This is a genomic window from Empedobacter sedimenti, assembly GCF_030005555.1.
In the GTDB taxonomy this organism is placed as follows: Bacteria; Bacteroidota; Bacteroidia; order Flavobacteriales; family Weeksellaceae; genus Empedobacter; species Empedobacter sedimenti.
On record NZ_JASCQG010000002.1, the window covers coordinates 209,383 to 223,325 of the forward strand.

Genomic DNA, 13,943 nt, shown 5'->3' on the forward strand with positions numbered 1-13,943 from the left:
ATTATTCAGCGTCTTTATCTTTTTTTGCTGTTGTTTTTTTAGCAGCAGTTTTTTTAGCTGGTTTTTCTTCAGCGTCTTTTTTGTCAGCAGCCTTTTTAGCAGGAGCTTTCTTTTTTGGTTTTTCTTCCACAGCAACTTCTTCTGTCGCTTCTACTTCAGCAACAGGAGCTTCTTGTGCTTGTTGAGCAGCCATTGCAGCTTCTACAGCAGCTAAGTCGATGTTTAATAATCCGTTTTTGTGTAAGATATTATACCATTGGAATAATTTTTTTAAATCAGAATCATAAACTCTTGAATCGTCATATTCTGGTAAAACTTCTTCCATATATTTACGCAATTCTGCTCCAGAAGATTTGTGATCGATAGTTTCTCCTCCGTTTTCTTTTTTGTAAATTCTGAAGAAAACTTCTGCTAAAGGATATTCTTGCGATACACCATAAATTGCAACATTGTCTAATAAACTAACATTGTAGTTAGATGCGATTGAGATTTTTTTACCTTTTTCTAAATCTTCAACAACAAAACCACCTCTTGTTTGAGAAATTAAACGGTATAATCCTGGTTTTCCTGAAATTGCGATAACTCTTGATAAATCCATATTCTATTATGTTTAAGGGTCTATGAAGGGAATTTCATTTTGTAACTCGTGTTTACTTTCCCTTTTGTTATATTTTTTAATTTATTACTTATTAATTTCTTTTTAAAGCTCGAAATATAGTCAATAAAAAGCTTTCCTTCCAAATGATCGTATTCGTGTTGAATAACTCGAGCGCGAATATCCGAAAAAGTTTCGGTATGTTTCACCCAATTTTCATCAAAATATTCTAAAGTTACCGATTCTGGACGTGTTACATCTTCGTGAATGTGAGGTATACTCAAACATCCTTCTGTAAAAGCCCATTCATCACCTTCGGAACTACTAATTTTTTTTGGGTTAATGAAAACACGTTTGAAATCTTTCAATTCATCTTTTACATCTTCATAATCCTCATCTTCTTCAAAAGGCGAGCAATCTACAATAAATAAACGTATATCTTTTCCGATCTGTGGAGCAGCGATACCAACTCCGTTAGAGTCGTACATTGTATCGAACATATTTTCGATCAGTTCTTGTAAATTTTTATAATCTTGATCTATTTCTTGTGAAACTTTACGCAAGACAGGGTCTCCGTAAGCTACAACTGGTAATACCATTTTTGATCTTTTTTTATTAATTTAACGGCAAAGATACAATTTGTTATAGTTTATGTGATAAAAATGATTGTAAAATTATTACAGCACTCACTTTATCAACCATTCCTTTTTCTTGACGTTTTTTCTTTTTCATACCTCCTTCAAACATAGCTTGAGAAGCCATTTTTGAGGTAAACATTTCGTTTTCGCGGTGAATTTTAATCAACGGAAATTGTTCAGAAAACTTTTTCAAAAAAGGTTGAATTTGATTTTCAATCTCATTTAATTCACCTGAAAAACGTACTGATAATCCGACAACAAGGTCAGAAACGTTTTCTTTCTCAATATATTGTTTCAAGAAATCCATCAATTTAGATGTTTCTATTGTATCAACTGGTGAAGCGATAATTTGCATTTCATCTGTTGCTGCAACACCTGTTCTTTTTCCTCCGTAATCTAAAGCTACTATTCTTGACATTTGGCAAATTTAAAAAAACGATTCAATAATAAATAATCTCTATGAAATCCCTTGATTATAATTTTTATATTTGTGGCTATTATTAATAATGATGGAGAATTTAAAACAAATCATAGAAAAAGCTTGGGACAATAGAGAATTGTTACAAGAAGACGCAACACAAGCTGCAATTCGCGAAGTAATTGAGTTAATTGATAACGGACAATTACGTTGTGCAGAACCAGTAGGAGAGGATTGGCAAGTAAACGAATGGGTAAAAAAGGCAGTTGTAATGTATTTCCCAATTCAGAAAATGGAAACTTTAGAAGCTGGAATTTTTGAATACCACGACAAAATGGAATTGAAACGTAACTATGCTGAAAAAGGAATTCGTGTTGTTCCGAATGCGGTTGCTCGTTATGGTGCGTATATTTCCTCAGGAGTTATTTTAATGCCTTCTTATGTAAATATTGGTGCGTATGTGGACGAAGGAACAATGGTTGATACTTGGGCTACTGTAGGTTCTTGTGCGCAAATTGGTAAAAATGTTCACTTATCTGGTGGTGTAGGAATTGGTGGTGTTTTAGAACCATTACAAGCTGCGCCAGTAATTATCGAAGATAATGCATTTATCGGTTCTCGTTGTATCGTTGTAGAAGGAGTTCGCGTAGGAAAAGAAGCTGTTTTAGGAGCGAATGTTGTGTTAACAGCATCAACTAAAATTATTGATGTAACAGGTGACGAACCAATTGAAATTAAAGGTTATGTTCCTGCTCGTTCAGTGGTTATTCCAGGTTCTTACACAAAGAAATTTGCTGCAGGTGAGTATCAAGTTCCTTGTGCATTAATCATCGGAACACGTAAAGAGTCTACAGATAAAAAGACTTCATTAAATGATGCATTGCGTGAGCATAATGTTGCAGTTTAGATTGTAAAATAGCATTCATATAAAATTTAAAACGACTTCTTAGTTTAGGAAGTCGTTTTTTTAATGTTAAGTTTTGGTTAAATCATTTTAATTATTCAATTTTGCGCGTTTAACTAACACTTATGAAAATATCTCAAAACCAGTTGATTATTTTCGTTCAGAGAATAATTTTATTAATCCTTTTATATCAAGCTGTTCGCATTGGTTTTTATTTTTACAATAAATCTTTTTTTACAGAAGTTAATGCATCTTCTTTTTTAGGTGGTTTAATTTTTGACCTTTCAGTGATAGGTTATGTTAATCTGATTTTTGCAGTTTTACACTTATTTCCGGGGAAATTTCAACTTAATAAATCGTATCAAAAATTTCTTTTCTATAGTTTTTTTATTGTAAATGGACTTTTTTTAAGCTTAAACTTTGTTGATTACGAATATTTTCGATTTGTAGGCAGAAGAAGTTCATTCAGCATGATTACAGCAGAAGGAATGACTAATGAAATCGGAGGTTTAATAAAATCTTATCTTTTTGATTATTGGCAAATACCTCTTCTCATTATTTTAACATGTAGTGTTTTTTGGTATTTGTTGCGTAAAATTTCATACAAATCTGTTCAACAATTATCTCCATTTTCTTCAGTAGTTTCATTAGTTGTAATGGTAATAGTATTATTTTTAGGAGGAAGAGGAATAGCCAAAAAACCAATTTCTATCGTTGACGCTTCAAAGTATGGTCCGATAGGAACTTCTGCTTTAGTCCTAAATACGCCATTTACTGTATTGAAGACTTTAAATAAAAAAGGGGATTTGAAAGAAATAAATTATTTTGATGAAGAGGTCGCGAATAAAATTTTCAATCCTGTTCAAGAATTTCGTTACCAAAAGTCAAATAAAAAGAATGTTGTCATCTTAATTTTAGAAAGTTTTGGTAAGGAGAATATTCAAAGAGGACAAACACCTTTTTTAGATTCTTTGATAACAAAAAGTTATTATTTTGAGAATGGTTTCGCGAATGGGAAGTTATCTATAGACGCTGTTCCATCTACAATTTCGAGTGTTCCTAGTTTGATGAATAAGAGTTTTATTACTTCAAGTTATGCGCTGAATGATATTTATGGTTTACCAAAAATTATGAAAGATAATGGTTATACAACCTCTTTTTTTCATGGCGCTTTTAACGGAAGTCAGAAATTTGATCAATATACAACAGCAGCTGGTTTTGATCAATATTATGGGAAAAACGAATATGAAGGACCGGCATCTTTTGATGGAAAATGGGGCGTTTTTGACGAAGATTTTTTACAATATTTCAGTAAAAAATTGAGCACTTTTAACCAACCATTTTTTTCAACATTATTTACGATTTCATCTCATGCTCCTTTTACAATTCCAGAAAAGTATAAAGGTAAATTCCCTAAAGGATCAACTGAAATTCATGAATCAATTGCATACTCTGACTATGCCTTGAAGAAGTTTTTTGAATCTGCTAAGAAAACGAATTGGTACAATAATACAATCTTTGTTTTAACATCAGATCATACTTCGTCTTCTGGCGAAGAACCGAATTACAAGAATAATGTTGGTAAATTTAGAATACCGATTATGTTTTATGTGCCAAATGATCCAACTATGATTGCAAAGGATGAAAAGAATTTTCAACAAATTGATATTTTACCTAGTTTGATGGATTATTTACAACTTAATGGAAAAATTATATCGTATGGAAAGTCTTACAAATCGAATCAAGATTTCGTAGTAAATTATCTTGATAATATTTATAATTTAGAAAAAGGAGATTATTATTTAGCTTTTGATGGTACAAAATCTTTAGGATTGTATAATTGGAAAGTTGATCCATTGTTAAAAGATAATTTAGCTCTTAAGAATATTTCAAAAAAGAATGAAATGGAGCTTTTTATCAAAGCTTATATTCAATCTTTTAATAATCGAGTTATTAATAACGAATTGACTGTAAAGAAAGATAAAGTGTTATTAACCAATAGATGATTTGGATTTAATCAATAAAATATAAAATGCCTGAACAATTGTTCAGGCATTTTTTTAATCTTCTCTCGATCCATCATCAGCCATTCTGACCATTTTAGGCGTAAAAGTAGCCACAACATCTACCAAATCTTGTTGCGCAGCCATTACTTCGTGAATATCTTTGTACGCCATCGGTGCTTCATCTTTTCCACCACCGATTAATGTAATTCCAAAATCATTCAAATAATCGTTTATCTTATTTTGAGACAATGATTTGATTGCTTGTGTTCGGCTCATTTGACGACCAGCTCCATGCGAAGCAGAATTAATAGAATTTTCTTCTCCTTTACCTCGAACTAAAAATCCTGGCGCAGTCATAGAACCTGGAATAATTCCCATTATATCCTTAGAAGCTGGCGTTGCACCTTTTCGATGAACAATTACTTCTTCGCCATTGTAAATTTCTTTCCAAGCAAAATTATGATGATTTTCTACCTTTGCTAAAACTTCAGCACCGATAGATTTTGCAATTTTTTGATGAATAATTTCGTGACAAGCCGAAGCATATTCACCAGCCAAATTCATCGCAATCCAATATTCTTGACCTTCTGCAGAATCCAAATCCAAGTAAGCCAAATTTTGTGCTTTATACGGAAGTTTACAAATTTCTTTAGCGATTTTAGTATAATGTCCAGCAATTGTAGCACCAAAACCTCTCGAACCAGAATGCGTTAATAAAGCTAAATATGAACCTTTTTTAATGTTCAATTTTTCATCATCTTCCTTGAAATCAATCAAACCAAATTCTACAAAATGATTTCCTCCTCCAGAAGAACCTAATTGCGACCACGCTTTATCCTTTAAATTTTGAATAAATGAATTCGTCTCGAATTTTGCATCATCCAAAATCTGATGTTCAGCTTTGTATTGCCCATGAAAACCATGCCCTGCACCAAACTTTGTATTTTTTATCAAAGTTTCTTTTAACGAATCGTGATGTTCAAAATAATGAGAAGCAGGCAAATCATAAATCGATAAAGCCATTCTACATCCAATATCAACGCCAACGCCATAAGGGATAATCGCATTTTTTGTTGCTAAAACTCCATCAATCGGCAAACCATAACCTTGATGTGCATCTGGCATAATCGCGCCAGCAACGGTAACAGGAAGTTTCATGGCAACTTTCATTTGTTCTAAAGCGCCGTCCTCAATTTTTTCCGCACCATAAATTTTAAAATCGGTTGGATTTTCATTTAATTCAATCAAGTTTTCATCTTGTTTTGGTAAATGAATTCCATCGATAAAACCTTTTGCAAGTGTTTTGAAAATTTTATCTTCTAAAAAATCTTGTGGCGATGATAAAACTTGCGCATATTTATCCAACATTTCGGCTTTTGTATAACCATTTCTTTTTTTGTTGATTTTTAAGGCGATTCCTAAAATTTCGTTCTCAGGATAACCCAAGGTAATCAAATCATTTCCATTGATTGGTTTATTTTGTTGTTCAGTTGTTTTCATATAATTTAGTTCTAAGGTTGATTAAAAATTCTTCTATTTTCGAAGAGTTTATTTCGGTTGGAAGAAATTCTAGTTTTGACTTTTCTTCAATTTCTCGTTGTAAATTTTCAGCTTTTTCGATTACTTCTTCATAAGAGAAATCTCCGTTTTTTATTGCCAATAATTCGTCGCGATCTTCTGTTCGCTTTACATTTAGATTTCCAGTTTCCACTAATTCTTTCGCAACTTTTAATAGGCGAATCGTGTGCATCATATTTTTACTATCGTAATTTTTTTCATGTGCAATATTTGTTGTGTAACGATCTTTATTTCGCAATTTCATCCAATCCCAATATTCTTTGTATTGCTTGCAATAATTGGAATATTCGTCTTTTTGAAAAATGAAATAGGCAATTGGTTTTTCATTTTTTGGAATTTCACTCAAGCGAATATCATCATTATTTTCATCTTTTACGATTCCTTTGTAATTCGATTTTTCGTTGTAATAAAACGCAAATAAATCTTTTGAATGATTGATTTTGCTTAGTCCGCAAAACGCTTGTTTGTAAGAATTTGAAATCGTCCAATCAGCGAAAGAAATAGTTTTGTTGTCATCAATAATATAACAAAAATCAAGAACTGTTTTTCTAGTTTCATCTATTGGATTTAGAAATTTCTTGTTCAATCCTTTTGCTTTTTTGATTTGACTCAATGCATATCCAACAAATGTTTTCTCAACTTCAGAAGTGATAAAATCTTTGTAATTTAATTCATCTAACAAAGGCGATTTATATAGAACAAATTCTTCTGGAGTCGCTAAAATTTCTAAACAACTTGGATTATTTTTTAATAATAATTCAATGAATCGACCAATTTCGTAATACACAATATCATTGGTTTCGTTGCTAATTTGTGCTTGATATTCAAAACCATAAAACTCATTTTTAGGCAAATAAAAAACGCCACGAATATCGGTGTCCGAGCTTTTAGTTGCCAAATTATAGGCTTTGCTTCCGCTTATACATTCAAATAATATTAAGTTTTGACTTTTTAGATCTTCTATTGTTAGTTTCATTTTGTTACGGTTTTAATGAAAAATGCATTGATTTTGTTTTTATCAAATTCAATTCTCGATAATTTCTCAGATTCAATTTTTAATTCAGATTTCAAATTAATTAACCAATTGAAAAGTTTATCATTCTTCGAAATTTTAAAACTTTCATCAACATTAGCTTTGATTGCAAGATATTTATCTACTTTATTTTCGATTGTTTTATCTTCGATTAAATGTTTTAATTTTTCAAATTCCATCGGAGGAATTGTTTTATTTTCTACAATCCATTTTGCTGAAAGAACCGAACGTAAAGCATAAAACAAACTTTTTAGTTTAATTTCATTTTGAGGTTCCATTTCAATCAATCGCTTTGTTGTAATTCCTAAATAATGCATGGCAACTTTTTGAGAATTGAATTGTGAAGCAGCTAAATCAAACAATTCTTTTTCGAAAATTTCATTAGAAATATAATGAATCGGAGATTGTAAATATTCGTTAATACTCGAATTTGATTTCAACATTAAGCGCAAAACCTTTTGAATATCCCAACCTTTAAAATCCAGTTCATCTACAATTTCTAAATCAATAAAATCATCAATTGAATCAATTTTTAGATAATCTTCGATTTTTCGTTTGTAAATAAATCGAACATCGTAATCGCTGTCAGTAGATGGGAAGCCCCAAGCGCGGCTCCCAGATTCTACAGCAAAAAGAATTTCGATGTTATATTTATCTTCTATTTTTTTTAATTTATTTATAATGACTGGTTTCATTTCGTAAACATTGTTTTTAGTTCATTTAATACATTTGATCCACCAGAAATTGAGATTTCTCCCACTTTATCGGCAATTTTTTCGATGTATTCCATTTCTTTCAATTTCCATAACGTTTCGTTTTCTTCCATCAATTTCGCAGTGTTTAACAAGCTTCTTGTAGAAGCAGTTTCCTCACGACGCGTAATGGAATTGGCTTGAGCCGTTTTTTCGGCAATCAAAACGCGGTTCATAATTTCTCTTATTTCTCCTGGAAGAATAATGTCTTTCATACCTGCGTCAATCAATTTTAGACCAATTTCTTGGAATTGAGCTTGATATTTTTGAATGATATAATTCGTTACCGAATTTTTATCCGACATCAAATCATCAAAATTCATGTTTCCAATAAATTCTCTCAAACCTAATTGAATCGCTTGATAAATCATTTTTTCGAAATCTTTGTTCGATTGATAAGCATTTAGCAAATCAGTAATTTGATAATTTACCATAAAATTGATTCGCAATTGCGCTTTATCTTTTGTTAAAATTTCTTGTCCAGAAATTTCAATTGTTTGCGGACGCATATCAAAAGAAACCATCGAAATTTTTGTTTCGTTGTTGTAAAACTGGTATTCACCAGCTTTTAAAACTGAATCAAATTCATTGTCTTTGAACAAAATTCCTTCAAAATATGGCGCAACAGAAATGATACGAATTGCTCCAGATTTTCTCAAAATATCAATTTCTCTTTTTGTTAAATTATTAATTTCTTCAGTAGAATTCAAATCAAACTTTATAGCTTTTAATTGAGCTGAATTTTTCCAAATCATCACGTTTTTATTGTAAAATGAATCGTATGATTGATTGTTTTTGTAAATAATCAACACTTCGTTATGTAATACTTCGATAAAATCTATCATTGATTTCAATGTTTCATTTTCTAAAAACAGTGTGTGATATTTTTCATCAATTATTTCGTTGATGTTTAATTTTTCGATGTTTTTATTGAACAAAATCCAATAGTTTCCTTTTGTGTAAACTTTTTCGATTTCGTTGTTTTTGATATAGATTCCAATTTCTTGGTTGTTAATTGCTAATTTTTTCATTTTATTATTTTTTATAGGTTTTTACTATTTTATATATTTCTCCTTTGTAGAAGAATCTTTTTCTAAATTTTTTAATTAAAAAAGCTAAATCATTTTCCTTTTTCAAAACGGAATTTGAAGTTTGAGCAGCTTATTCTGATTTCTTGTTTTTACAATTTTTATCAAATCATTTTGACTTGATATTTAGTTTAAACTTTTGAAATCAATCATCAACTAAAGTTTCAAAATCAGGTTTTAAGCAAGTTTTTAATCTTATTTCAAATTCATCTCTACGAAATAAATTCTCTATTCGAAAAGAAAACTTTTTAGCTTTTTGTTTCCAATGGTGCCCTTTCGGGCGATAAATACAGATTAAAAGTCTGTGTGAATTGCTCTACCCACTGAGCTATTTCAGTTTACTGAAAGTAGGAATCGAACCTACGACCCATCCGCTGGAGATTTTAATTATTCAGAATAGAAGTAATGAAACATTTTCTACTACAATGCTATACTGAAACATTTGTCAAGGAACAATTAAAATCGTTTGGTTGTTAAACCTTTGACAAAGTTGGAGTAGAAGTGTGCGAATGAATTGCGTAATAGAATATTTTTTAAAAATAATTTGTAAAGGATGATGAATAGAGGGTTTTATATTGAAAATATTTTGAATAAAATTTGAAATAAAAATTTCTACGCAAATAGATTGCGTACTTTGAATTGAAATTTGTAGTATTGAACAAAGAAATCAACCATGGCAACCAATAAAATTGCATTAATTCGTTATCAAACGATTGATAAATGTCTTCAAAATCATTTCAGAAAATGGACTTTAGAAGATTTGATAGAAAAAGTTTCGGAAGCTTTGTATGAATATGAAGGAATAACTTCTGGTGTTTCGAAACGTACAATTCAGGGCGATTTACAAGTGATGCGTAGTGATAAATTGGGTTATAATGCGCCAATTGTTGTTCGAGAAAAAAAGTTTTATGAATATGAAGAGCATGATTATTCGATTCATAATTCGCCTGTTTCGTCTGCAGATTTAGATAAAATGAAAGAAGTGATTTCGGTGATGAAACAATTGAATGGTTTTAATTATTTTGATGATATGAATGAGATTATTACGCGTCTCGAAAATAATTTATCCAAACAAACTCATCAACAACCAAATTATATTCAGTTTGAGGAAAATCCTTTATTAAAAGGTTTGGAGTATTTGAATCGGTTGTATCAAGCAATTGTAAAGAAGCAACCTTTGTTGATTTCATATCAATCATTCAAGGCAAAAAATCAAGAGCCAAAACAACAAGTTTATTATCCTTATTTGTTGAAAGAATACAGAAATCGTTGGTTTTTATTGGCTAAATCGAGAAAAGATAAAAATTTGTATACACTTGCTTTGGATAGAATAGTTGAATTCTATGAGTTAGCAAATGAACCGTTTGTCGATGAGCAAGAAATTAATTTTGATACATATTACAACAATGCGATTGGTGTAACGAAAAGTGTGAAAGAAAGAGAGCAGCGCGTTGTTTTTCGTGTGAATAAAAAATTGGCGCCTTATGTGGTGACAAAACCAATTCATGCGACGCAAAAAGTGTTGGAAGTGACGGACGAAGGAACTTTATTTTCGATAGAAGTTGTACATAATTTTGAGTTGGAACGAGAGCTTTTAGGATTTGGAGAAGAAATAGAAATTCTTGCGCCAAGATTAGTGAAAAAAAGAATCAAAACACGATTAGAAAAAGCGTTAGAAAATTACAAGAAATAAAAAAAAGGCTCTGTGAAGAGCCTTTTATATGTTATAATAATTTGTAAAAATTAATCTCCCATCATTCCTCCAACTAAAGAGTTTACAATAGCTAAAACAACACCAAATAATAATGCGTACCAAAAACCATCTACACGGAAGCTATCTCCCATAATAGAACTAGCCAACAATATAATGATTGCGGTAATTACAAAAGAGAATAAACCTAGAGTAAGAATAGTTACAGGAATACTGATGAATTTTAGTACTGGTTTTACAATTGCATTTAATAAACCAATAACAATTGCAACTATAATCGCTGATCCATATCCTTTTACAGATACACCTGGCAATACATTCGCTAAGCCGAAAACTACCAGAGCAGAGACTAGAAGGTTAATAATAAAGCCCATAATAATTATATTTTAAAAGTTTGTTAATAATCTGAAGGTTGCAAAAGTTCTGCCAAATTAATGTTTTTGCGTAATTTATATTGACTTTTTTTTAACATAGTTTATAGCACAAAAAAAGCTTGGCTAAAACCAAGCTTTTAAAAAAGTATGTAATTGTTTTACAATTATAATTTTTCGAAAAGGTATTTCATATTTACCTCTTTATCAACAATTGTAGCTAATTCGTCAATATGTACACGTTTTTGTTCCATAGTATCACGGTGACGTAACGTAACAGAATTATCGTTTAACGAATCGTGGTCAACTGTGATACAGAAAGGAGTTCCGATCGCATCCATACGACGATAACGTTTTCCGATAGAGTCTTTTTCTTCGTAAATTACATTGTAATCCAAACGTAATTTTTTTACAATTTGTTCTGCAAATTCTGGTAAGCCATCTTTCTTAACTAATGGTAAAATAGCTGCTTTGATTGGTGCTAATGCAGCAGGTAAAGCTAATACGACGCGTTCTGATCCATCTTCTAAAACTTCTTCTTTCAATGAGTTTGAGAAAACTGCTAAGAACATACGATCCAAACCAACAGATGTTTCTACAACATAAGGAGTGTACGATTCGTTTGTTTCATTATCAAAATATTGTAATTTTTTACCAGAATGTTGTTCGTGAGCTTTCAAATCGAAATCTGTACGTGAGTGAATTCCTTCTAATTCTTTGAATCCGAATGGAAATTTAAACTCAATATCAGCAGCAGCATTTGCGTAGTGTGCTAATTTTTCGTGGTCATGGAAACGATAATTGTCATTTCCTAAACCTAATGTTTGGTGCCAACGTAAACGCGTTTCTTTCCATTTCTCGTACCAATCTAATTCAGTTCCTGGTTTTACGAAAAATTGCATTTCCATTTGTTCAAACTCACGTTGACGGAAAATAAATTGACGCGCAACAATCTCATTACGAAAAGCTTTACCAATTTGAGCAATTCCGAATGGTAATTTCATACGTCCAGTTTTCTGTACATTTAAGTAGTTTAAGAAAATACCTTGAGCGGTTTCTGGGCGCAAATATAAATCCATTGCTTGATCTGCTGTTGCTCCTAATTTTGTTCCGAACATCAAATTGAATTGACGAACTTCTGTCCAGTTTTTAGAACCAGTTACAGGATCAGCAATTTCTAATTCTTCAATCAAAGCTTTTACATCGTCTAAATCTTCGTTTTCTAAAGATTTTCCCATGCGAGCTAAAATTGTATTGATTTGAGTTTGATATTCTAAAACTCGAGGATTTGTTGCAACAAATTGATCTTTATCAAAAGCATCACCGAAACGTTTTGCAGCTTTCGCAACTTCTTTCTCTATTTTACCTTCAATTTTTGCACAATGATCTTCAATTAAAACATCGGCACGGTAACGTTTTTTAGAGTCTTTGTTATCAATCAAAGGATCATTAAACGCATCAACGTGGCCCGAAGCTTTCCAAGTTGTTGGGTGCATAAAAATAGCAGAGTCAATGCCGACAATGTTTTCGTGCATTTGTACCATCGCTTTCCACCAATATTGTTTGATGTTATTTTTTAGCTCAGCTCCATTTTGACCATAATCGTAAACGGCTGATAATCCATCATAAATTTCACTTGATTGAAAAATAAAACCATATTCTTTCGCATGTGAAATTACTTTCTTGAAAATATCTTCTGACATAATAAATGTGTGTTCAATTTAAAGTGCAATTTTAGTGATTTTTGATGACTAAAGAAAAGGATTGATTCAGAATATTCATTTTTTGAAATCAAAATAAGAATTATTTATTGAATAAAATTAAAAGATTCTGTATTTTGACTTTCATCATAAATAATCATTCCGCACGAAAATATTACAATTATAACTAGGACTAATAAATCAGAAAAAAGGATTCTGACGCTTCTTTTCTTAACAAAAAATATGATTGATTCAATTAATAAAGAAATACTATAGATTATACTAAAAAAATATTCTAAAAGAATATAAAGGAATAAATCATCATTTTTAACAAAAGTCATTCTCATCACTATGTAAGGAATAAAGTATGATCCTACTTGAAATAAAGAAGAATAAAGTATATTAATATGAGAAGGGTTTTTAGATAGTTTTGTATATCTAAAAATAAAATATAAATTTTTTATAATTAAATAGAATATTAAATTAAATAAAATACCCCATAGTAAGAAATTATCAAAGTTCATTATTTTTTTTTAATAAAATTAAAAGTTATTATTAATATTTTAATCACTGATTATAGTGAATTCGAAACCTTAGTATTTTTATTAATTTAGAATATTCAAAAATATAATTCGCATGAAAAAGTTCATCATACCATTATTAATGTTATTGCTTTTTACGAGCTGTGATTTTGTAAAGAAAGAATCTAAAGATAATTTAGTTACAAAAAACACGAATGATTCAATCAACCATTCTGAAATAAATTATAGAGTTTCTGCAGATTTCATAAATAATTACTGTAAATATATTATGAGTCCAACTGGTAAAATTAATGTGGATGAATACATTAAGCAAAATGAATTGTTGACAAAAAATTATAAAGATCGATACAAATTTGTGCAAGATTCTGCTTATAAAGTAGAACCTGAAATAGGCTTGGGCTTTGATCCGATTGTTGATGGACAAGATTTTCCTGATAAAGGATTCAAAATAAAATCGATTGATAAAGCAACGGGTTTGGTGACTTTGCAAGGAATAGATTGGCAAGATTTTGAAGTCGTTGTGAAAGTTGTTAACGAAACTAATAAAACGTTAGTTGACGGTTCAGGAATTATAAATATACCAACCAATAAACAATCGAAAAGATAA

At 30.5% G+C, this 13,943-nt stretch carries 13 protein-coding genes; 4 read left to right on the forward strand and 9 right to left on the reverse strand.

Annotated features, from left to right (window positions below):
* Position 1: 1 nt before the first annotated feature.
* From QHG34_RS03280 to ruvX, 3 genes are read right to left on the reverse strand one after another with little or no spacing between them, the layout of a single operon-like run.
* Complete coding sequence (locus QHG34_RS03280; RefSeq protein WP_282628727.1) at positions 2-598, reverse strand: DUF5606 family protein; 597 nt, start codon at positions 596-598, stop codon at positions 2-4.
* 20 nt (positions 599-618) lie between these two features.
* Complete coding sequence (def, locus tag QHG34_RS03285; protein ID WP_282628728.1) at positions 619-1,194, reverse strand: peptide deformylase; 576 nt, start codon at positions 1,192-1,194, stop codon at positions 619-621.
* Positions 1,195-1,237: 43 nt separating this feature from the next.
* Positions 1,238-1,651, reverse strand: a complete 414-nt coding sequence (gene ruvX, locus QHG34_RS03290) for a Holliday junction resolvase RuvX (protein ID WP_282628729.1) — start codon at positions 1,649-1,651, stop codon at positions 1,238-1,240.
* Between the two features lie 91 nt (positions 1,652-1,742).
* Between ruvX and QHG34_RS03295 the strand changes: the two genes are divergently transcribed.
* Positions 1,743-2,558 carry a 2,3,4,5-tetrahydropyridine-2,6-dicarboxylate N-succinyltransferase gene (locus QHG34_RS03295; protein ID WP_038333520.1) on the forward strand — a complete coding sequence of 272 codons (816 nt, stop codon included), beginning with the start codon at positions 1,743-1,745 and terminating at the stop codon, positions 2,556-2,558.
* 122 nt (positions 2,559-2,680) lie between these two features.
* A complete protein-coding gene (locus QHG34_RS03300) occupies positions 2,681-4,561 on the forward strand; it encodes an LTA synthase family protein (protein ID WP_282628731.1) in 1,881 nt (626 codons plus the stop codon).
* 54 nt (positions 4,562-4,615) lie between these two features.
* Here QHG34_RS03300 and QHG34_RS03305 read toward each other — a convergent pair whose 3' ends face one another.
* The 4 genes from QHG34_RS03305 to QHG34_RS03320 are packed head-to-tail and all read right to left on the reverse strand — an operon-like array spanning position 4,616 to position 8,955.
* On the reverse strand, positions 4,616-6,061 hold the full coding sequence (locus QHG34_RS03305; RefSeq protein WP_282628740.1) for an RtcB family protein: 1,446 nt from the start codon (positions 6,059-6,061) through the stop codon (positions 4,616-4,618).
* Positions 6,048-7,115: a DNA polymerase beta superfamily protein gene (locus tag QHG34_RS03310; RefSeq protein ID WP_282628741.1), complete on the reverse strand. Its 1,068-nt coding sequence runs from the start codon at positions 7,113-7,115 to the stop codon at positions 6,048-6,050. Before QHG34_RS03310 ends, QHG34_RS03305 begins: the two co-directional genes overlap by 14 nt.
* Positions 7,112-7,867: a nucleotidyltransferase domain-containing protein gene (locus QHG34_RS03315; protein WP_282628742.1), complete on the reverse strand. Its 756-nt coding sequence runs from the start codon at positions 7,865-7,867 to the stop codon at positions 7,112-7,114. The genes QHG34_RS03310 and QHG34_RS03315 overlap by 4 nt, the downstream gene beginning before the upstream one ends.
* The gene (locus tag QHG34_RS03320) at positions 7,864-8,955 is read right to left on the reverse strand and encodes a slipin family protein (RefSeq protein ID WP_282628744.1); all 1,092 of its coding nucleotides are present in this window, start codon (positions 8,953-8,955) and stop codon (positions 7,864-7,866) included. Before QHG34_RS03320 ends, QHG34_RS03315 begins: the two co-directional genes overlap by 4 nt.
* 730 nt (positions 8,956-9,685) lie before the next feature.
* Between QHG34_RS03320 and QHG34_RS03325 the strand changes: the two genes are divergently transcribed.
* Positions 9,686-10,705 carry a helix-turn-helix transcriptional regulator gene (locus tag QHG34_RS03325; protein WP_282628745.1) on the forward strand — a complete coding sequence of 340 codons (1,020 nt, stop codon included), beginning with the start codon at positions 9,686-9,688 and terminating at the stop codon, positions 10,703-10,705.
* Between the two features lie 50 nt (positions 10,706-10,755).
* On the opposite strand, the gene QHG34_RS03330 is transcribed toward QHG34_RS03325, so the two are convergent.
* Together QHG34_RS03330 and QHG34_RS03335 are read right to left on the reverse strand one after the other, a co-directional pair.
* Positions 10,756-11,097 (reverse strand): phage holin family protein, encoded by a 342-nt coding sequence (locus QHG34_RS03330; RefSeq protein ID WP_282628746.1) that lies wholly within the window; start codon positions 11,095-11,097, stop codon positions 10,756-10,758.
* 164 nt (positions 11,098-11,261) lie between these two features.
* Positions 11,262-12,797: a glycine--tRNA ligase gene (locus tag QHG34_RS03335; protein ID WP_282628747.1), complete on the reverse strand. Its 1,536-nt coding sequence runs from the start codon at positions 12,795-12,797 to the stop codon at positions 11,262-11,264.
* Between the two features lie 633 nt (positions 12,798-13,430).
* Between QHG34_RS03335 and QHG34_RS03340 the strand changes: the two genes are divergently transcribed.
* A complete protein-coding gene (locus tag QHG34_RS03340) occupies positions 13,431-13,943 on the forward strand; it encodes a hypothetical protein (protein ID WP_282628748.1) in 513 nt (170 codons plus the stop codon).

Coding starts and splice junctions, on each gene's coding strand:
- QHG34_RS03340 (WP_282628748.1), top strand. CDS start 13,431: ATGAAAAAGTTCATCATACCATTATTAATGTTATTGCTTTTTACGAGC.
- QHG34_RS03300 (WP_282628731.1), top strand. CDS start 2,681: ATGAAAATATCTCAAAACCAGTTGATTATTTTCGTTCAGAGAATAATT.
- QHG34_RS03305 (WP_282628740.1), bottom strand. CDS start 6,061: ATGAAAACAACTGAACAACAAAATAAACCAATCAATGGAAATGATTTG.
- QHG34_RS03325 (WP_282628745.1), top strand. CDS start 9,686: ATGGCAACCAATAAAATTGCATTAATTCGTTATCAAACGATTGATAAA.
- QHG34_RS03320 (WP_282628744.1), bottom strand. CDS start 8,955: ATGAAAAAATTAGCAATTAACAACCAAGAAATTGGAATCTATATCAAA.
- QHG34_RS03330 (WP_282628746.1), bottom strand. CDS start 11,097: ATGGGCTTTATTATTAACCTTCTAGTCTCTGCTCTGGTAGTTTTCGGC.
- ruvX (WP_282628729.1), bottom strand. CDS start 1,651: ATGTCAAGAATAGTAGCTTTAGATTACGGAGGAAAAAGAACAGGTGTT.
- QHG34_RS03335 (WP_282628747.1), bottom strand. CDS start 12,797: ATGTCAGAAGATATTTTCAAGAAAGTAATTTCACATGCGAAAGAATAT.
- QHG34_RS03280 (WP_282628727.1), bottom strand. CDS start 598: ATGGATTTATCAAGAGTTATCGCAATTTCAGGAAAACCAGGATTATAC.
- QHG34_RS03315 (WP_282628742.1), bottom strand. CDS start 7,867: ATGAAACCAGTCATTATAAATAAATTAAAAAAAATAGAAGATAAATAT.
- QHG34_RS03310 (WP_282628741.1), bottom strand. CDS start 7,115: ATGAAACTAACAATAGAAGATCTAAAAAGTCAAAACTTAATATTATTT.
- QHG34_RS03295 (WP_038333520.1), top strand. CDS start 1,743: ATGGAGAATTTAAAACAAATCATAGAAAAAGCTTGGGACAATAGAGAA.
- def (WP_282628728.1), bottom strand. CDS start 1,194: ATGGTATTACCAGTTGTAGCTTACGGAGACCCTGTCTTGCGTAAAGTT.